General features: G+C 68.9%; 19 protein-coding genes and 1 pseudogene. 12 read left to right on the top strand and 8 right to left on the bottom strand.

Going from position 1 to position 18,871, the window contains the following annotated elements; all coding sequences use genetic code 11:
* Positions 1–16 precede the first annotated feature (16 nt).
* Positions 17–1,045: a hypothetical protein gene (locus BL254_RS14390; RefSeq protein ID WP_047223161.1), complete on the top strand. Its 1,029-nt coding sequence runs from the start codon at positions 17–19 to the stop codon at positions 1,043–1,045.
* 200 nt (positions 1,046–1,245) lie between these two features.
* Here BL254_RS14390 and BL254_RS14395 read toward each other — a convergent pair whose 3' ends face one another.
* The gene (locus tag BL254_RS14395; protein WP_083731089.1) at positions 1,246–3,156 is read right to left on the bottom strand and encodes a wax ester/triacylglycerol synthase domain-containing protein; all 1,911 of its coding nucleotides are present in this window, start codon (positions 3,154–3,156) and stop codon (positions 1,246–1,248) included.
* Positions 3,157–3,564: 408 nt separating this feature from the next.
* Here BL254_RS14395 and BL254_RS14400 point away from each other — a divergent pair, with 408 nt between their 5' ends.
* Positions 3,565–3,834, top strand: coding sequence for an acyl carrier protein (locus BL254_RS14400; RefSeq protein ID WP_047223162.1), 270 nt, complete (start codon positions 3,565–3,567; stop codon positions 3,832–3,834).
* Between the two features lie 135 nt (positions 3,835–3,969).
* Here BL254_RS14400 and BL254_RS14405 read toward each other — a convergent pair whose 3' ends face one another.
* Complete coding sequence (locus tag BL254_RS14405; protein ID WP_047223163.1) at positions 3,970–4,917, bottom strand: D-2-hydroxyacid dehydrogenase family protein; 948 nt, start codon at positions 4,915–4,917, stop codon at positions 3,970–3,972.
* A gap of 712 nt (positions 4,918–5,629) precedes the next feature.
* Here BL254_RS14405 and BL254_RS14410 point away from each other — a divergent pair.
* The 3 genes from BL254_RS14410 (at position 5,630) to BL254_RS14420 (ending at position 11,198) form a co-directional block, all read left to right on the top strand.
* Positions 5,630–7,363 (top strand): ABC transporter ATP-binding protein, encoded by a 1,734-nt coding sequence (locus BL254_RS14410; RefSeq protein ID WP_076843547.1) that lies wholly within the window; start codon positions 5,630–5,632, stop codon positions 7,361–7,363.
* Positions 7,364–7,422: 59 nt separating this feature from the next.
* The gene (locus BL254_RS14415) at positions 7,423–9,342 is read left to right on the top strand and encodes an ABC transporter ATP-binding protein (RefSeq protein ID WP_076843548.1); all 1,920 of its coding nucleotides are present in this window, start codon (positions 7,423–7,425) and stop codon (positions 9,340–9,342) included.
* 329 nt (positions 9,343–9,671) lie between these two features.
* On the top strand, positions 9,672–11,198 hold the full coding sequence (locus tag BL254_RS14420) for an AAA family ATPase (protein ID WP_047223197.1): 1,527 nt from the start codon (positions 9,672–9,674) through the stop codon (positions 11,196–11,198).
* An 87-nt stretch (positions 11,199–11,285) separates the two neighbouring features.
* Here the strand turns inward: BL254_RS14420 and BL254_RS14425 are convergent, their stop codons facing one another.
* Positions 11,286–11,744 carry a toll/interleukin-1 receptor domain-containing protein gene (locus BL254_RS14425; RefSeq protein ID WP_047223166.1) on the bottom strand — a complete coding sequence of 153 codons (459 nt, stop codon included), beginning with the start codon at positions 11,742–11,744 and terminating at the stop codon, positions 11,286–11,288.
* 54 nt (positions 11,745–11,798) lie between these two features.
* Between BL254_RS14425 and BL254_RS14430 the strand changes: the two genes are divergently transcribed.
* On the top strand, positions 11,799–12,284 hold the full coding sequence (locus BL254_RS14430; protein ID WP_076843549.1) for an HIT family protein: 486 nt from the start codon (positions 11,799–11,801) through the stop codon (positions 12,282–12,284).
* 298 nt (positions 12,285–12,582) lie between these two features.
* On the opposite strand, the gene BL254_RS14435 is transcribed toward BL254_RS14430, so the two are convergent.
* Positions 12,583–13,017: a type II toxin-antitoxin system VapC family toxin gene (locus BL254_RS14435; RefSeq protein ID WP_047223168.1), complete on the bottom strand. Its 435-nt coding sequence runs from the start codon at positions 13,015–13,017 to the stop codon at positions 12,583–12,585.
* The gene (locus tag BL254_RS14440; protein WP_047223169.1) at positions 13,014–13,274 is read right to left on the bottom strand and encodes a type II toxin-antitoxin system prevent-host-death family antitoxin; all 261 of its coding nucleotides are present in this window, start codon (positions 13,272–13,274) and stop codon (positions 13,014–13,016) included. The genes BL254_RS14435 and BL254_RS14440 overlap by 4 nt, the downstream gene beginning before the upstream one ends.
* Before the next feature lie 42 nt (positions 13,275–13,316).
* Here BL254_RS14440 and BL254_RS29465 point away from each other — a divergent pair, with 42 nt between their 5' ends.
* The 5 genes from BL254_RS29465 (at position 13,317) to BL254_RS14465 (ending at position 16,355) form a co-directional block, all read left to right on the top strand.
* On the top strand, positions 13,317–13,721 hold the full coding sequence (locus BL254_RS29465; protein WP_083731091.1) for a tyrosine-protein phosphatase: 405 nt from the start codon (positions 13,317–13,319) through the stop codon (positions 13,719–13,721).
* A 17-nt stretch (positions 13,722–13,738) separates the two neighbouring features.
* Positions 13,739–13,981 carry a helix-turn-helix transcriptional regulator gene (locus tag BL254_RS14450; RefSeq protein ID WP_083731092.1) on the top strand — a complete coding sequence of 81 codons (243 nt, stop codon included), beginning with the start codon at positions 13,739–13,741 and terminating at the stop codon, positions 13,979–13,981.
* A complete protein-coding gene (locus BL254_RS27780; RefSeq protein WP_047223171.1) occupies positions 13,974–14,384 on the top strand; it encodes a HipA N-terminal domain-containing protein in 411 nt (136 codons plus the stop codon). Before BL254_RS14450 ends, BL254_RS27780 begins: the two co-directional genes overlap by 8 nt.
* Positions 14,332–14,448, top strand: a complete 117-nt coding sequence (locus BL254_RS29470; protein ID WP_200902419.1) for a HipA domain-containing protein — start codon at positions 14,332–14,334, stop codon at positions 14,446–14,448. Before BL254_RS27780 ends, BL254_RS29470 begins: the two co-directional genes overlap by 53 nt.
* 353 nt (positions 14,449–14,801) lie before the next feature.
* Positions 14,802–16,355, top strand: coding sequence for a TIR domain-containing protein (locus BL254_RS14465; protein ID WP_076843551.1), 1,554 nt, complete (start codon positions 14,802–14,804; stop codon positions 16,353–16,355).
* A 268-nt stretch (positions 16,356–16,623) separates the two neighbouring features.
* On the opposite strand, the gene BL254_RS14475 is transcribed toward BL254_RS14465, so the two are convergent.
* Complete coding sequence (locus tag BL254_RS14475; RefSeq protein WP_047223173.1) at positions 16,624–17,043, bottom strand: PPOX class F420-dependent oxidoreductase; 420 nt, start codon at positions 17,041–17,043, stop codon at positions 16,624–16,626.
* Between the two features lie 483 nt (positions 17,044–17,526).
* Between BL254_RS14475 and BL254_RS14485 the strand changes: the two genes are divergently transcribed.
* Entirely contained in the window at positions 17,527–18,132 is a 606-nt protein-coding gene (locus BL254_RS14485) for a ClpP family protease (RefSeq protein WP_047223175.1), read from the top strand.
* On the opposite strand, the gene BL254_RS29085 is transcribed toward BL254_RS14485, so the two are convergent.
* Entirely contained in the window at positions 18,121–18,588 is a 468-nt protein-coding gene (locus BL254_RS29085; RefSeq protein WP_047223176.1) for a helix-turn-helix domain-containing protein, read from the bottom strand. The genes BL254_RS14485 and BL254_RS29085 overlap by 12 nt on opposite strands.
* 188 nt (positions 18,589–18,776) lie before the next feature.
* A pseudogene (locus tag BL254_RS29475) lies at positions 18,777–18,871 on the bottom strand (ATP-binding protein); the annotation flags it as partial.

Genomic DNA, 18,871 nt, shown 5'->3' on the forward strand with positions numbered 1-18,871 from the left:
AGATGACGGGGGCGGGATGGCACTGTCCAGGGCTGCGGCACGGCTGTACGCGGAGATCGGCCCCACCTGGTCCAACTGCGGTCCGTTGCAGAACCGCCTGAAGATACGGGGTGACACGCAGTTCGCCGCCGTCGTGGAGGAGCTTGTCACGGCCGGGCTGGCGGTCCTGGAGGGACGGCGGATTCGCCGAGCGGACGCCGGCGACGGCAACGCCCGCCTCCAGCCGGAGATGTCCGCCGACGCACAGCAGATCTTCGACCGGCTTCCGCCGGACGGCAGCGCCATCGGTGGTCTGCAGCTCCGCGGCCTGGTCAGGCTTACCAACGATCGTTATCGGGCGGCCGTGGAGGAGCTCAAGGCCGCTGGCCTCGTCCGCCCGGGACGGGGCCGTGGCGGCACGCTCGCCCGCGCGGACGACGCGCTCCAGTCACCGGACGCCGAGGTGCCCGCAACCTCGCTGGACGACGCCAGGCTCACGCCCGCGGGCCCCGGGCAGCTGGTTCACCGGGAGTCCGAGCTGTACCAGCCGTTCGTCGACTGGTACCGGAGCGACCTCGACACCAGAACGCTCACGTTCGGCCACGTGCGCGAGACCGCGACCGCGCGTGGCCGGGCCCGGGCCAGCGGTCAGTGGTCCCGGCCCGACGTGGCCGCGGTTGAGGTGTGGAGCTCACCCCTGCTGCCCGACGTCGAACTCACGATCTCGTCCTTCGAGATCAAAAGGGCGTCGGAGGCCAACCGGCTGGAATCGCTCTATGAGGCGGCGGCGCACGGCCGGTGGGCGCACTACCCGAGTCTCGTCGTCGAAACGGCTTCTCCCGAGGCTGAACTGGCACTACGCGAGGACATCTGGCCGGAACTCGACAGGCTGAAGCTGGGTCTGTACACGATGTACAACCTTGGCGACGGGACCTTCCAGATAGAGAAGCACCTCTTTCCGCCGCGGCAGACGCCCGAGCTAGGTTACCTGGATGAGTTGCTGGAGCATTTCTTCTCGGAGGACAAAGCGTTGCGGGAGAAGTACCAGCAGGCGATCGGACGGTAGCCGGCCGCCTAAGAAGATCGGCACGAGTTTGTCGCTGTGTACGCTGACACAGCCAAAAAGCGTACACAGCGACAAACTCGTGCCAATCATGGTCTGCGTGGGTGGTTATCTCGCCTCGTCAAGCGGGGAAAGGGCCGTGGGCGGAGCCGTGACGGGGAAACGTGAAGTGCGAGAGGTCGGAAAGTACGTCACCGCTCCGTTCACGTACTTGTCCGGCCGTTCGATGGTGCTGCCGCGGATGGTACGGACAGGCTGGACGGCGTGGGGGCGGATGGATCGGATGCGGCGGGGGCGGCCGGTAGCGGTATCGCCGGAGGTGTTGTGGCCGGGTGGGATCTGTCCGGGGGGGCGGTGCGGGGGGTGGGTACGGGGGGAGGCGGCGGGGCGAGGTCGGCCAGGGCGGCTGGCAGGGCGCGGCTGAGGCCGGTGATGTCCGGCTGGATGGTCGGATCGCTGTACAGGGCGACGCCGATGAAGTCGCGGCTGCTGGTCACGGCGACGCTGAGCCCGTGCCCGCGGGCGAGCGGCACGATGCCGTAGAGCTCCCGCATCGGGGCACCGGCCAGCCGCGGGGTTCTGTTCGATCCCGGGATGTTGCTCACCACGATGTCGAACAGCAGGTTGGCGCCGCGTCCGGCCAGCGGCGCGACGAGATGGTGCACCGCGGCGGGCAGCGAATGGGCCAGCAGCGGGAAGGCGCCGGCTCCGCGGTACGGGCCGGCGGCCTTGTTGCGTTCCATGGCGACGCGGACGGCCCGCAGCCGCCGTACCGGGTCCGGTTCGGACACCGGCAGATCACACAGGTATCCGGACAGGTTGTTGCCCTGCCCCAGCCCCGCGGTGTCGACACGCAGAGCGACCGGGATGAGCGCCCGCGGCACGGCCCCGCCGAGCCCACGGTCGCCGGAGTCCAGCCAGTCCCGCAACGCGCCGGCGAGCACGGCGAGCACGACCTCGTGGGCCATGACCCGGTGCCGCTGCCGGATCCGCCGGACCGCGCCCGCATCCAGCTGGACGAGGGTCAGCCGCCGTTGCGGTGGCGTTCCCGGCTGCTTCCCTGGCAGGGACAGCACCCCCGGCAGGGACGGCTTTCCCGTCAGGGTGGACACCGCGGACAGACGTGTCCTGCGCAGTACCGACGCCGCGATGCCCAGTTCGCGTGTGGTCCGGCGGCCGGTCTCGATCAGTTGTCCGGTGATCAGGGAGGGGCCGGCGACCAGCGTGGGGATCGCGTTGAGCCACTGGTCCGGCCGGAGCACCGAGCGCCATGCCCCACCCCCACCCGCCCCCGGCCCGCCCGCGACCGCCGGTTCGGCCGCGGAGGAGMCAGCCGCGAAGGATGTGGAGGACACGGAGGAACTGGTCGTGGAGGAGGGGCTGGCCGTGGCTGGCGGAGCCGTTGCGGCGTTGCCGGCCGGAATGTTCCCGCCGCGGCGGCCGGGCACGGTGAACTCGTCGTATATCGCGGAGAAGAGGCGGACGCCGCTCTGGCCGTCGGTGAAGGCGTGGTGTGCTTTGAGCAGGAGCGCGAAACGCCCGTCGGACAACCCGGTGATCACATGCGCTTCCCACAGCGGCCGGACGGGATTGAGCTGGGACGCCATCGCGCCCGCGGCGTACTCGGTGAGCTGGTCGTGGGTGCCGGGGGGCGGCAGACAGCAGACCCGGATATGTGCCTCCACCTGGAACTGCGGGTCCCCGACCCATTCCGCGGCGGCGGGCGGTAGCGTCGTCGACCGGAGGCGCTGCCGGAACTGAGGGAAAGCGCCCATCCGCTCGCTGAGCAGACGGACCAGTTGCTCGATACCGACGGGGTGGGCCGGCTCGAATATCATCAGCGCGCCGATGTTCATCGGGGCCRCCGGGTCGTCCAGTTTCAGAAATGCCACGTCCAGTCCGCTCAACCGCTCGCCGGCCATCCGGCCTTCCTCTCCGTATCTTGTTTGTCTCGGTTCCGTGTCTTGTCTCGGTGTCTCGTCCGTCGTGTCCCGATGTCGGTTCCGTGTCCGTGGATCGGTCGTGCGGCGGCTGCCGCCGTCTGCCGGCAGCCGCCGTGCGCGTTTTCTGACGTGCGCCGTATGGGATAAAACCTCCACCATTCCACCGGACATCACGTGCCCATCGAAATGTTAGCCGATGATCGGCGCTCCATCCGGGGCCCGGCGAAACAGATCTGTTTGTCCGATGGCATACCGGTGTCCTTCTTTCTGGATCGTTTCCGGGTCGGGTTCCGGTCGTTCTCGACTGTCGTGAGTACGGGTGTTTGTCCATCGTGCCGTCGCGTCGGTCGATCACGCTGTGTCGATATACCATGCCGCTAGGGTTGCAGGATGTCGTGAATGTCCGGTATTACTGTCACGTTGCGTTACTATCATCCAGTCGACTGATCCGGTCGGGGCGGTGCGACGGTGAATCCGCCGGCGGGTTACCGGTGACGCGAGCGTGTTCGTTCCACCGGCTTGCCGCCGGCCCGGAACGGGCGCGCCGGGAAAACATGACGAGAAAAAGGAAGAAAAAGGATGCGAGCCACGACCGGGAATCTGAAGACCACGGTGGGCCGGGAGGAACTGCGTGCCCTCGTCGCGGATGCCCTCGAACGGTCGCCGGCCGAGGTGACCGACGAGGCCGACCTCGTCGGCGAGTTCGGCCTCGACTCGCTCGCGGCGCTGGAGATCGTGGTGCGTCTTGAGAAGCTCTACCGCATCCGGGTGAAGGACGAGGAATTCGCCGGCATCACCTCGCTGGACAGGATCCACGACCTGCTGACAGCCAAACTCAAGGAAAGCTGACACCACTCGGGACTCGAGGAGATCTGGAGAGCTGACACTGCCCGGGCGATATCCGTCCGGCCGTCGTGGCGTGGTGACCGGACGGACGGACGGGCGGGGCCCGGCCTGCCGGACCGGTCACAGCGGGAGGACCGGTTACAGCAGGCGGACCGGGGCACCGTCGTGCCAGGCGAGGATGTTCTCGACGATCTGTTCGTAGAACGTCCGGTAGCTGTCGGTGGTGACGTAGCCGATGTGGGGGAGCAGCAGGGTGTTGCGCAGCGTCCGCAGCGGGTGGTCGACCGGGAGGGGCTCGACGTCGTAGACGTCCAGGCCGGCGCCGGCGATGCGCCGCTCGCGCAGGGCGGCCAGGAGCGCCTCCTCGTCGACGATGGGCCCGCGGGAGGTGTTGACCAGGTAGGCCGACGGCTTCATCAGGGCGAGATCGGCGGCGCCGACCAGGCCGCGGGTCGTCTCCGACAGCGGCATGTGGATGGTGATCACATCGGAGTCGGTGAACAGTTCCTGTTTGCTGACGGCACGCACGCCGTGCGGGGCGGCGCGTTGCGGGGTCAGGTGCGGTGACCAGGCGATGACCGACATCTCGAATGCCTGCGCCAGCCTGGCGACCGGTGTGCCGAGACGGCCGAGGCCGACGACACCGAGGGTGTGCCCGGCCAGGCCGGGGCCGATGGTGTGCTGCCAGCCGCCGGCCCGGACGGCGGCGTCCTCCTGCGCGAAGTTCCGGGTGAGCGCGATGATCATTCCGATGGTGAGTTCGGGCATCGCGTTGCCCCACCCGGTGGTCCCGCAGACGGTGACGCCCTGTTGCCGGGCCGCGTCGAGGTCGATCGCCGCGTTGACCATCCCGGTGGTGACCAGCAGCCGCAGCGCGGGCAGCGCACGCAGCAGGTCGGCCGGGAACCGGGTCCGTTCGCGCATCGCGACGACTATTTCGCTGTCGCGCAGGCGCCGAACCAGCATGTCGCGGTCGGGGATGTGTTCGTCGACCACCTCTATCGGGTAGCGGTCGCGCACCGCGGACCAGTCGGCGCTGCTGAGCGCCACCCGCTGGTAGTCGTCCAGGATCGTCACCGTCGGCATGGAAGTCAGCCCACCACCCGGCCGTGCCGCTCGCCGCCCGACCGGCAGCCGGCTATGCCGCCGCCTGACCGGGAACCGCTCGGCCCGAGGCCTGACAGGTATCCGCTCGGCCCGAGGCCTGACCGGGAACCGCGTGGACGACCGACCGACCGGGCTGCCATGACCTTCGCCGGCGTCGGGCGGCCACGGTACGCCACCACGCTCGCCGCGGTCGCTGTCGCCGCGGTCGCTACGGAACGGGCTTCGCTCATGGCTGCTCCTGGTACGACCCGGCCGGAGGACTGGAGGATGTTCGTTACGTTACGGCTCCGGGACAGGGCGGGTACCGCGGGCCCCACCGGTCCGCTGATCGGGCCTGGCGCCCTCTCGGTGGCCCGGGGCCTCGGCCACCTCGGGCCGTGGCCGGGAAAATGCCTTGACCTGAAGTCAGGTTCAGCTCGTAGTGTTCTTGTGCGTCGGCGGGGTGGTGACCGTTCGTCGCCCGTGCGGTCACCGGCCCACCGGTCGGTCCGGTCGGTCCGGGTACGCCGATCGGTCCGGGGACGTACGGGTCGAACGGGGTGAGCGGGGCGGGCGGCGGTGCGGGGCGGTGCCGCCCCGGTCGTGCGGATGGCACCGCGGCACGCCGCTGCCCGGCACGCCGGTATGACAGCGTTGCCACCGTTCGGACTATCGTTCCGCTTCGCCTCGCCCTGCCGCGGAGAGAGACTGCATGCTGATCCGACTTCTGCGGGCCCGCCTGGGCCCCTATGCCCGGCCGATCGAGATCCTGGTCGGCCTGCAACTGGTGGCGACCATCGCCATGCTGTACCTGCCGACGCTGAACGCCGACATCATCGACCACGGGGTGGTCGTCGGCGACACCGGTTACATCCTGCGCACCGGCGGGATCATGCTTGGCGTCACCGTCGTGCAGATCCTCTGCTMCGGTACCGCGGTGTACTTCGGCGCCCGGACCGCCATGGGGTTCGGCCGGGACGTCCGGGCGGCCGTGTTCGACCGGGTGCAGTCGTTCTCCGCCCGCGAGATCGGCCGGTTCGGCGCACCGTCCCTGATCACCCGGGCCACGAACGACGTCCAGCAGCTCCAGATGCTGGTACTGATGATCTTTACGTTGATGGTGTCCGCGCCCATCATGTGCCTGGGCGGTATCGCGCTGGCCCTGCACCAGGACGTCGGGCTGTCCGTCCTGCTCGTCGTGATCGTGCCGGTCCTCGGTGTGATTATCAGCCTGGTGGTGCGCCGGATGCGGCCGCTGGGCCGGGCGATGCAGGAACGCCTCGACACCGTCAACCGGATCCTGCGGGAGCAGATCAGCGGGTTGCGGGTGATCCGCGCGTTCGTCCGGGACGACCACGAGCAGCGGCGGTTCGGGGTGGCCAACGCCGAGCTGACCGACGTCGCGCTGCGGTTCGGCCGGTTGATGGCGCTGATGTTCCCGCTGGTGCTCATGGTGGTCAACCTCGCCAGCGTGGCCGTGCTGTGGTTCGGCGCGCACCGTATCGACGCCGGCCACATGCAGATCGGTGCGCTCACCGCGTTCCTCAGCTATCTCATGCAGATCCTCATGTCGGTGATGATGGCCACCTTCATGTTCATGATGATTCCCCGTGCCGAGGTGTGCGCGGAACGTATCCAGGAGGTGCTGGAGGCCGACTCCAGCCTGCTGCCGCCGGTGAACCCGGTGCGTTCCTTCGACCGGCACGGTGAGCTGGAGCTGCGCGGCGTCGGGTTCCACTATCCGGGAGCGGAGGCGGCGGTGCTGCGCGGGATCGCCCTGCGGGCCCGGCCCGGCCGGACCACCGCGATCATCGGCAGCACCGGCAGCGGCAAGACGACGCTGCTCGGCCTGATCCCGCGGCTGGCCGACGCCACCGAGGGCGCGGTGCTCGTCGACGGAGTCGACGTCCGGGACCTCGACCCGGCGCTGCTCGCCACCACCGTCGGGCTGGTCCCGCAGAAGCCGTACCTGTTCTCCGGCACCATCGCGACCAACCTGCGCTACGGCGACCCGGACGCCACCGACGACCAGTTGTGGCAGGCCCTGGAGATCGCGCAGGCGAAGGAGTTCGTCGAGGCCATGCCCGACGGCCTGGACACCGTGATCGCCCAGGGCGGGACGAACGTCTCCGGCGGGCAGCGGCAGCGCCTGGCGATCGCCCGGGTGCTGGTCCGCCGTCCGGAGATCTACCTGTTCGACGACTCGTTCTCGGCCCTCGACTACGCCACGGACGCGCGCCTGCGGGCCGCGCTCGCCCAGGAGACCGCCGGCGCGACCGTTGTGATCGTCGCCCAGCGGGTCGCCACCATCCGCGACGCCGACCAGATCATCGTGCTGGACGCCGGCGAGATTGTCGGTACCGGCAGCCACCATCAGCTGATGGCGGGCAACACCACCTACCGGGAGATCGTTCTCTCCCAGCTCACCGAGGAGGAGGCCGCGTGACCAGTCCGGCACCAGCGGCACCAGCGGCGGCGGCGGCGCCGCGCCGGGGTCCGGCGCCGATGGGCGGTCCGGGCCGCTTCTTCATGGGTCATGGCGCGGCGGAGAAGTCGATGGACTTCTCCGGGTCGAGTCGCCGGCTCCTCGGCCTGCTGCGCCCGCAGTCCCACCTGTTCGTCGCGGTGATCGTACTGGCGACGATGAGCGTCGGGCTCACCGTGCTCGGCCCGCGGCTGCTCGGGCAGGCCACTGACCTGGTGTTCGCCGGGATCTTCAGCCGGCAGCTGCCGGCCGGCACGTCGAAGGCCGAGGCCGTCGCCAACCTGYGCGCCACCGGCCACGGCACCCAGGCCGACCTGCTCGCCTCGCTCGACGTCACTCCCGGCCAGGGGATGGACTTCGGCGCCATCGGCTCCGTGCTGCTGTGGGTGCTCGTCGTCTACGTGCTGGCCGGGCTGTGCGGCGTCGGGCAGGCCAGGCTCACGAACCTGGGGCTACAGCAGGTGATCGGCACGCTGCGCGCGGACGTACAGGCCAAGATCTCCCGGTTGCCGCTGCGCTACTTCGACCGCCAGCCCCGGGGTGAGGTGCTCAGCCGGGTCACCAACGACATCGACAACCTGCAGCAGAGCCTGCAGCAGAGCCTGTCGCAGATCATCGCGTCCGTGCTGACCATCGTCGGCGTCCTGTCGATGATGATCTGGATCTCCTGGGTGCTCGCGTTGATCGCGGTGGTCGCGGTACCAGTGTCGATCATCGCCGCGACGCGGATCGGGAAGCTGGCTCAACCGCAGTTCGTCACCCAGTGGAAGGTCACCGGCCGGCTCAACGCGCACATCGAGGAGATGTACACCGGGCACGCGCTGGTCCGGGCCTTCGGCCGCCAGCAGGAGTCCGCGCAGACCTTCCGCGACTTCAACGAGCAGCTCTACGCCGCCAGCTGGCGCGCACAGTTCATCTCCGGGCTCATGCAGCCGGCGATGATGTTCATCGGGAACCTCAACTATGTGCTGGTGGCGGTCGTCGGCGGGCTGCGGGTTGCCTCCGGTTCGCTGTCGATCGGCGAGGTGCAGGCGTTCGTCCAGTACTCCCGGCAGTTCAGCCAGCCGCTGTCCCAGGTCGCCAGCATGGCGAACATGGTGCAGTCCGGGGTCGCCTCGGCGGAGCGGGTGTTCGACCTGCTCGACACCGCCGAGCAGGCACCCGAYCCGGTCGTCCCGGCACACCCGGGGCGGCTGCGTGGCCGGATCGCCTTCGAGCACGTCGCGTTCCGCTACGAGCCGGACAAGCCGCTGATCGAGGACCTGTCGCTGATCGCGGAACCCGGGCACACCGTCGCGATAGTCGGCCCGACCGGCGCCGGCAAGACCACCCTGATCAACCTGCTGATGCGCTTCTACGAGGTCACCGGCGGCCGGATCACCCTGGACGGCGTCGACATCGCCACCATGTCGCGCGAGGAGCTGCGGGCGAGCATCGGCATGGTGCTCCAGGACACCTGGCTCTTCGGCGGCACCATCGCCGAGAACATCGCCTACGGCGCCGAGGGCGCCACCCGGGAGCAGATCGTCGCCGCGGCCACCGCCGCGCACGTCGACCGCTTCGTGCGCACCCTGCCGGACGGTTACGACACGGTGCTCGACGACGAGGGCGCCGGCGTCAGCGGCGGGGAACGGCAGTTGATCACCATCGCCCGGGCGTTCCTCGCCGAGCCCCTGATCCTCGTCCTGGACGAGGCGACCAGCTCGGTGGACACCCGCACCGAGGTCCTGATCCAACGGGCCATGTCCACCCTGCGGGCCGGGCGTACCGCGTTCGTGATCGCGCACCGGCTGTCGACGATCCGGGACGCGGACACCATCCTGGTGATGGACAACGGCGCGATCGTCGAACAGGGCGACCACACCAGCCTGCTCGCCGCGGGCGGCGCCTACGCCCGCCTCTACCAGGCCCAGTTCGCCCAGGCCGTCGCCGAGGTCTGAGCTGTTCAGGGTGTGGCCGCCGAGGTATCGTGCCGCTGCGATGTGAACTGCCGAGACGGTGCGCCGTCGGCGCAGCGGGCCGAGACTGGCCCCGGCCCTGGCAGGTGCCGAGTGACGCAGGCGATCAGCGTAGCGGACAACAGCAGGACACGATCCGTGCCTCATCTGATGGGACAGCCTGTCCCATCAGATGAGGCACGGGCCGTAAAGTCGCCGCTGGCGGCCCTTGTCCCGAGGCAGTGGAAGGCCCTGCTCCGAGGCCGTGGGGAGGGTGGTGGCCGGTGYGGCGGTTCAACACGGCGGGCCCCTGCCTGCCGGAGTACCACTACATGGTGCCGGCGTTGTCACGGCTGCCGGAGGCGCCCGGGCTGGTCGAGCAGTCGGGATATTTCGTGGTGCACGCCCCGCGGCAGACGGGGAAGACGACGGCGTTGCGGGCGCTGGCGCGGGAGCTGACCACCGTCGGCCGGTACGCGGCGCTGCACTTCTCCTGCGAGCTGGGTGAGGCCGTCGGCGACGACTACGGCGCGGCGCAACTCGGCATCCTCGGTGAGATCCGTCGGCGTGCCGAGCTTGCTCTGCCAGCGGAACTGCATCCGCCGGTGTGGCCGCAGGCATCCGAGGCGGACCTGCTCGCTGCCGCGCTCGCGGCGTGGGCACGGGTGTGTCCGCGGCCGTTGGTGTTGTTCTTCGACGAGATCGACGCGTTGCGCGGGCAGAGCCTGATCAGTGTGCTGCGGCAGCTGCGGGCCGGGTTCGCCGATCGTCCGGCGGCATTCCCGGCATCGGTGGCGCTGTGCGGGCTACGCGACGTCCGCGATTATAAAGCCGCCTCTGGCGGCGATCCCTCGCGATTGGGCACGTCCAGCCCGTTCAACATCAAGCTGGAGTCGTTGCGGCTCGGGGACTTCACCCCGGACGAGGTCGCCGAGCTCTACGCCCAGCACACCGCCGACACCGGCCAGGAATTCACCCCTGCCGCCGTCGACCGGGCAATCGAACTCACCGCCGGCCAACCCTGGCTCGTCAACGCCCTCGCCCGCGAAATCATCGAGAAGATCCCCGTCTCGGCCTCCGAAACGATCACTGTCGACCATGTGGACCAGGCCAAGGAACGCCTCATCCTCACCCGCGCCACCCACCTCGACTCCCTCGCCGCGAAACTCGCCGAGCCCCGCGTCCGCCGCATCCTCGAACCCGTCCTCGCCGGCACCGTGACCAACCTCGACACCTACGACGACGACCTCACCTACACCCGCGACCTCGGACTGATCGCACCACGCAACCCCGTCCGCGTCGCCAACCCCATCTACCAGGAAGTCATCGCCCGGGTCCTCACCGACGGCGTCGAAGCCGTCGTCTTCGCCGACCCCCGCACCTTCGTCCTGCCCGACGGCCGCTTCGACCTGGCGAAAATGCTCGACGAATTCACCGAGTTCTGGACAGAAAGCGGCGAGATCCTCGCCTCCGGCCGGCGTTACCCCGAAGCCGCCCCCCAGTTCGTCCTCATGGGTTTCCTCCAACGCGTCGTCAACGGCGGCGGCTACGTCACCCGCGAATACGGCATCGGCCGCGGCCGCATCGACCTGCTCATCCGCTGGCCCTACACCACCCCCGACGGCAAACGCCACTGGCAACGCGAAGCCCTCGAACTCAAGGTCCGCCGCGCGGGCGAGGCCGACCCGCTGCGCCGCGGCCTGATCCAGCTCGACGGCTACCTCGACCGCATCCACCTCGACTACGGCGTCCTCGTCCTCTTCGACACCCGCCCCGACGCCCCACCCATCACCGACAGAACCACCATCACCACCATCCCCAGCCCCGCCGGCCGCACCATCACCCTCCTGCGCGCCTGACATCCCGGTCCGTGACGCGGGAAGACAATCAGGAGACCGTCGTGAGGGGCGCGCCGGAATGTCATTCGGATGGTGCGCGTCAACGGGCTATCGGCCCGGGAAGCGGGGCGGGGTGGTCGGCCGCACACGGCCGGCCAGCGAGGCCCTGACACGGTCGATCAGGATCTTTTCGGCTTCCTCTTTTGCAAGGCCGACGAGGTCGATGTAGACGATGCCGCCGAGGAGGCCTTCCGGGGCGCAGCGCTCCACACGAACCGGCAGGACCCTCCGTTTCTCGCCATCCGGATCCCCCCGCCAGAACGCCTGCCATTCGGCGGTACCGAACTTCGAGTTCTCCAGGTAGTCGGGGGAGAGCACCGCAAGCACCCGGGCTGCCTTGGTCACCCCTTTCTGCATTTCGTTCACCCAGTTCGCCCCGGGCACAAAGTCCCACGCCTGGACGAGGATCCGGTAGCCGGCCTCCTCCAGCGCCCACGAGATCCACTCGGCCCATTCCCGGTCCGCGCCGGTGTAACTCACGAAGAAATCATAGTCATATGCTGGCACCGCATCTCCTGATCTTCGCAGAACCGACGAACCTGCTGATAAGATACGACAATCGTGACGGTCACACATGCAGCGGGTGTTCGGGAGGATTGCTACTCCTGCGTGCGCAACGCGTCGCTGGACGCTCTGCCGCCGCGGGAGCGGATCCTGCTCGGGCCCGGCTGGCGGGTGGTGCACGCGATCCGGGCTGCGCTGCCCGGCTGGCTGGTGGTCGTCGCGCGCCGGCATGTCACCTCGCCGGCCGAACTGACCGCGGCGGAGGCATCCGAACTCGGTCTGGTGACGTGGCGTCTCAGCCGTGCCCTGATCGACGTGACCGGGTGTGCGAAGACGTATGTGGCCGCGTTCTCGGAGGCCGAGGGCTTTACTCATCTGCATGTCCATGTCATTCCGCGGTCGGCGGACCTGCCTGCCGCCGACCGTGGCCCCGCCGTCTTCTCCTACCTGCGCCGGCCACCGGCCGAATGGGTTTCGCCTGACGCGATGGACAGCCTTGCGCAGGCCCTTACGGCATCCCTCACGTCCATTTCAYAGCGCTGATGCGGCCGTTGACGCTACCCTTCGCTGGCCGTTAGTCAGAGTCACCGATCTCGATCTGGAAGAGTCGGGACAGGGATATGCCGGAGGATCAGGGCGATGTCGGACCGGGTTCTGCCGACAGCCCCGCGGAGTTCCTGGGGATGGTGACCGGCAACGTATGCGTTCGAGTGCGGCGCGGGCCTGGGCCTGCCGTTCGGGGTTGGCCAAATCGGGGTGGCGTCGGTACGCCTCGGCTTTGACATCCTGCCAGCGCCGTCCAGCACTCACGGGCCTGTCTCCCTGTCCTTTGCCGCCCTTCTTACCGGGTTGTGTCGTCGTTCCACGGGTTGATCAGTGGGATTCCCAGGTGGGCGAAATCCCGGGTGTTACGGGTGGCGAGAGCCAGGTCGTGCGCCGTGGCCGTCGCGGCGAGGAAGCCGTCGATGACCGGCACCGGTCTACCGTTACGGTCGCCGTCCGCCATGAGCATTCCCCAGGCGTCGGCTATCGGGATGTCGACGGTGAGGATGCGGTCCGCGAAACGGGGTACCAGGTCCGCGTCCAGCCATGCAGCCAGGTGCGTCCGCCGGTTGCCGGCCGAGAGGCGTTCGATCCCTCGGCGGATCTCCGCCAGCGAGAGGACGCTGATGAACGCACGGTCTTCGTCCAACTCGTCGATCCAGCGGACGAGGGCGGGGTCAGGGCGTGGCCGCGCCCGTTCCGACAGGACGTTGGTGTCGAGAAGGACGTTCACAGGCCGATGCCAGGGGAGGTTTCCCGTGGGCGCTGGATGAGGTCGGCCACCTCGCCGAGCGGTGATGCGGCGAGGAAGTCGCCCAGGGTGCCGCGGCGGCGTGTTCTGCGTTCCCATTCCTCGATGGACACCACGACCGCTGTCCGGTGCCCGTTACGGGTAATTGTCTGGGGTCCTTCGGAGGCGGCCCGGTCGAGCATCTCGCTGAAGTGTGCCTTGGCGGACGCGGCCGTCCACTGGCTCGCTGGTTCGGTCATGGCGAACCTCCGGTCAAGTAGGTCAGACTAGTCATAGTAGTCATGCAGCGGGCATGCCGCCAGGCCCGGACCGTCCCGTGGGATAGGTGTCGTGTGAGTGCTGGTCGCGATCTTGGCTGGGACGGCTGTCTCAACGTTCGTGACCTCGGCGGTCTCCCCACCCAGGATGATCGCCGGTTGCGCCGCGGGGCGCTCGTCCGTTCGGGCAGCATCGACCGGCTGAGYACGGCAGGCTGGTCCGCGCTGTGCTCGCACGACATCCGTACGATCATCGACCTGCGCAACGACGACGAGATCGTGCCATCCGGCAGGTCCTCGCGGCGAGGAAGACGTCCACACGCGAGGCCGTTCTCGCCACGCTGGCCGCCGTCGACGTCCCCGTCTACCTGCGCTCCGCCGGCGTCCCCGCCGATATCTGTCTTCGGTGATATCGCTGTTTACGGATAGCGGCGTAGTACTGGTCAATGGTGATACCGCCGGGTGAGTACCAGGTGGTCGCGGCGCGGGACCTCGGCGCGGCGATCAAGCACTTCCGAACCTCCGCCGGGGTGACGCAGGTGGCCGCGGCCGAGGCGATGGGGGTCGGACAGTCCTATATCTCGTCGCTGGAGGCGGGCAGGTTCGGCAGTTCGCTGACCCACGCGTTGCGGCTGTTGCGGTTCGTCGGGTGCGAGGTCGTCGTCCGGCCGCGGCGGGCCCGTGGCTGATCACCTGGTGGCCTGGCTCTACGGGACTCCTACGGCGGTCCTGACGCCTGGACCGGAGTTCCGGATCACGCTGGAGTGGCGGGCCGAGGCGGTGGAGCGGTGGGGAGCGGGCAGCCCGGCGCTGTCGGTCGGGCTACCCATCGGGGCGGTGATCGGCCCTCGGGACACGCGGGGTCTGGACTTCTTCGAGAACATCCTGCCTGAGGGGCCGACGCTGCAACGGATGGCGGCTATGGCCGGGGTACGCCCAGCCGACACCTACGGGATCCTGAAAGCGTTCGGCCGCGACTGCGCTGGCGCGATCCAGGTGCTACCCGAGGGCGAGGAGCCGGGCGACGTTCACCACGGCCGTGGGCAACGCCGACGCGCATGCCAAGAACTTCTCGATCCTGCACGAGGCTGACGAACCGACCGTCCGCCTCGCCCCGTTGTATTCAGTGAGCATCTTCCGGAGTGGATATTCTTAAATCCCTTCCGCTGGCCGCAGTCGTTCACCGGGTTGGCGGGGTACTCCCATCCGATCGTCGATCGGCGTTTTTGATCTAGGTCTTCTTTGCGTGGGCAGGGGTGGGCCCTATCGCATTCATGGTTCTACCAGACCCTGCCGCGGCATCTGCCGTGCACGCCGACCAGCATGTCAATCCTGTGGTACCGGCCAACTCAATGATCGATGAGTGTGAGGTTCTGGCCCCGCCAGCGACCGCACTACGCGGGACGAGCCCCTGTGGATGTACGAGCCCTTGTGGGATGATGTACGGGTGCGTTGCGTGGCATACTCCGCGACTATGGGTGATAGGGGGATGCGACCGGCGGCGATCCGGTGACGGGCGGGCAGCAGGAAGAGGAACMGACGCCGCGGTGGGATTTCTTCATCTCCTACACCGGTGTCGACCGAGGCTGGGCGGAGTGGGTGGCCTGGCAGCTGGAGGCCGCCGGGCTACGGGTGCTGATCCAGGCGTGGGACTTCATTCCGGGTTCGAACTGGGCAGTGCGGATGCAGCAGGGGGTCAGCCAGGCGGACCGCACCATAGCTTTGCTGTCTGAGGCCTATCTGACGTCGATCTACGGCCAGGCGGAGTGGCAGGCCGCGCAGGCCGCGGATCCACTGGGCTTCGCCAGCAGGCTGGTCCCGATCCGGATCAYGGACTGCCCCCGGCCGGGGCTACTGGGGCAGATCGTGTCGTTCGATCTGTTCGATGTGCCCGCGGCGACCGCTGCCGCCCGGCTGCTCGAGCAGGTGAGGATTCTGCGGGCAGGACGGGCGAAACCCCCTGCCGCCCCGGTTTTTCCCGGCCTCGCCGATACGCCCGGCAGTACTACCGTGCTCACGTCCCCGCCGAGGACGCCGGGAGGGAGACAGTCCGTTCCGCCGCGGGCACCTGGCCAGCTCGCACGTGGGACACCGGTCCGCCGCGCGGTGCTTCACCACGGCAGCCAGCTCTCCCGCGCGCTCGGCGCTCCCGGGATCCGCGCGGTGATGTGGTCGCCGAACGACCGGCTGCTGGCCGCTGGCAGCGACGACAGCACCGTGACTGTGTGGGACGTGGCCAACCCCGTGACTCCGGCACGTCGCGCCACCCTCACCGACCACCGCCACGGCAGTGTGAAGGCGGTGGGGTGGTCACCGGACGGCCACCTGCTTGCCACCGGCAGCGCGGACAGCACGGTACAGCTGTGGGAGATGACGGACCCCGCGAGCCCTGCCCGTCGCGCCACCCTCACCGACCACCGAGACTGGGTGGAGGCGGTGGCATGGTCACCGGACAGGCATTTGCTGGCCACCGGTAACCGTGATGGCACGGTGACCGTCTGGGACGTGGCCAACCCCGTGACTCCGGCACGCCGTACCACCCTCACCAACCACCGCAGCCCGGTGCGGGCGGTGGCATGGTCACCGGACGGCCACCTCCTGGCCACCGGTAACCGCGACGGCACGGTGACCGTCTGGGACGTGGCCAGCTCCCTGACTCCGGCACGCCGCGCCACCCTCACCGACCACCGCGGTCCGGTGCGGGCGGTGGCATGGTCACCGGACAGCCGCCTGCTGGCCAGCGGCAGCGCGGACAGCACGGTACAGCTGTGGGGGATGGCCGACCCCGCGAGCCCCGCCCGTCGCGCCACCCTCACCGACCATCGCGGCTGGGTGGAGGCGGTGGCATGGTCACCGGACGGCCACCTGCTTGCCACCGGCAGCGTGGACAGCACGGTGACCGTGTGGGAGGTGACCAGCATCGCGGCCCCCACCCGCCGCGCCACCCTCACCGACCACCGCGGTCCGGTGGAGGCGGTGGCATGGTCACCGGACGGCCGCCTGCTCGCCACCGGCGGTGCCGACTGGACGGTGATCGTGTGGGAGCTGCCCGATGCCCGGTAAATGGTCGTTGTACAGGGTGAGTGCGGCCGGGCAGGCCGTAACCGTGAGGCCGGAGTGTTGGAGATCCGGCCACGCGACGCCCGGATAGCTCTCCCCACGGGCAGTGATGTCGAGATCGCCTTCGGGATGAGCACGTCCAATCCGGYCGCCGTGGTGGCCGCTGTGGTGGYGGCACAGGAGCAGTCCGAGATCGCGAAGGACTGCCGTCGAGACCGGCCGCGGGCAGGCACGGCCGGCTGTCGGCGGCTTGGCCGTCGGTAGTCCGTGGTCAGGGCTTCCAGGGGCCGATGCCGCCGACGCGTTCCGGGGTGATCCGCAGGACGTAGCCGGGGGGTGGGTCGGGGATCGGTGACGGAGGGGCGTCCGGCCCAAGGTAGATCCTGGTGAGTTTCGCGAGCAGTTCGGGCGCGCCGCCTTCGGTGACCTTCGCGCGCCCGTGGACGACCAGGTAGTGGTCGAGGCCGCCGTCCTCGCTCCCTTCGGCCTCGATCGACAGCGCCACCCGTGGGTCCCGCTGGAGGTTGCGGAGCTTCTGGTACAGCCCCAGGTGGGCGGTGACGATCTCGTCGCCATCGACGCCCACCCACACCAGGGTGATCTGAGGGCTGCCGTCCGGGTTCAGGGTGACGAGATGGGCCAGCCGCCCGGCCGTCAGTGCGGCCCGCACGGGGTCGGTCAGCAGAGTCATGTGTTCCACGTCCTCCGGATGGGAGAAGGCGCGGCACGGGTCGAGCCGCTGGTTGTGACTGCAACAGTTGTATATCAAAACCGACCTGGCTGTTCCCGGGAGAGTCGGTCGTCTGCCGGCCTCCCCTGTCGGCGTCTCCGTCAGAGAAGGGTCCGCCGGAGAAGCAGGGAGACGCCCGGTCGGGAGCCGCGCGTGCCGTATCCTCCCGGTACCTCCGCCGCCGGACTTCCCGCCCCGTCGGCGCGTGTGTCCTGGCCGACGACCGGCTGCCGGCAGGTCGCCACCGGCCGGTCGTCGAATGGCGCCGTCGGTTTCGAGGCCTGTCCGAATCCGTTGTGGATCTTGAAAGTCCTGTCTGCCGTGGGCAGACCCGCGGCTTCCGGCGGTTTCGCGGTGGAAAACTGTGTGTGGTCGGCACGCCGGGGTCGGCAGCCGATTCCGCCCAGGTGGGAAAATGCATTCCGTACGAGGAGGAAAATCCGCATGGAACGCCCACGAATGCAGTCGGGAAATGGCTACCAGGTTGACGACGCGGTGTTCAACCGCCTGCTGCGCAGCCGTATCGTCTTCCTCGGGTCGGTGGTCGAGGACGCTGTCGCCAACGAGATCTGCGCCAAACTGCTGCTGCTGTCCGCGGAGGACCGCGAACGCGACATCCAGCTCTACATCAACTCACCGGGCGGCTCGGTGAGCGCGGGGATGGCCATATACGACACCATGCAGTACGTCACCAACGACGTGGTGACGGTGGCGCTCGGCTTCGCCGGGTCGATGGGGCAGTTCCTGCTCTGYGCGGGCGCGGCCGGCAAACGATACGCGCTCGCGCACGCCCAGGTGATGATGCACCAGCCGTCCGGTGGGCTCGGTGGGACGGCGAGCGACATCGCCATCCAGCTCGAGCAGACGCTTTACACGAAACGGACGATCCAGGAACGCATCGCCTTCCACACGGGGCACACCGTCGAACAGATCGAGCGTGACTCCGACCGGGACCGCTGGTTCACCGCGCGGGAGGCCAGGGACTACGGGTTCGTGGACCACGTGGTGACGGCGGCGACGGATCTGCCACGCCCGCGGTCAACGGGCTGAGTGGGCCGTCCGCGCCGGAGCCGACACCGACAGCCGTCGTTGCCGGGTGTACGTCGGGACACATCGGCCCGTCCGTGTGATCCATCGGGGTCCCCGGCGGCCGCGCGGGGATCCGCCGGAGCACCCCGTTGCCAGGCACTGCGGCGTACGCACGGTGACGTTGGGGGGAGCACCGGGCAGGTCGGGGGGAGCGCTGCGCACGGTGACGGGTACCGTCTCGGACTCGAGGTGGCGCAGATCGTCCAGAACCTCGTCAAGCAGGTCGCTGAGACGGATGTCGAGGGCCCGGCACAGCGCAGCCAGCACCTCTGAGGAAACCTCTTTCCGGCCACGTTCGATTTCGGACAGATACGGAACCGACACGTTCGCGGTCCGCGCAACCTCACGCAGGGTGCGTCCCTGCCGTAGGCGGGCGCGACGCAGGATGACGCCTATCAGACGGCGCAGCAGAAGCATCGAGCCTCCCGCTCCCGGTGATCCCCGTGACGATGATCCGACAGATGATGATCCGACAACGACGGGCCACGGGCCGTGGCCGTGATCCGCCACCATCGAAGCACATCTCCGGCGCCCCCGGCGTGCCGAGGCCGTGCCCGTTGAGCTGTTCGTCCGTCGAGTTGTTCGGTTCGGATGAGCTGTTCGGCTCAGATGAGTTGTTCGGCCCAGATGGTTTTGCCGGTGCGGTTGTAGCGGGTGCCCCAGTGGTGGGTGAGCTGGGCGATGAGGAACAGGCCGCGGC

Origin of the sequence: Protofrankia sp. BMG5.30 (assembly GCF_001983005.1) — a bacterium.
In the GTDB taxonomy this organism is placed as follows: Bacteria; Actinomycetota; Actinomycetes; order Frankiales; family Frankiaceae; genus Protofrankia; species Protofrankia coriariae.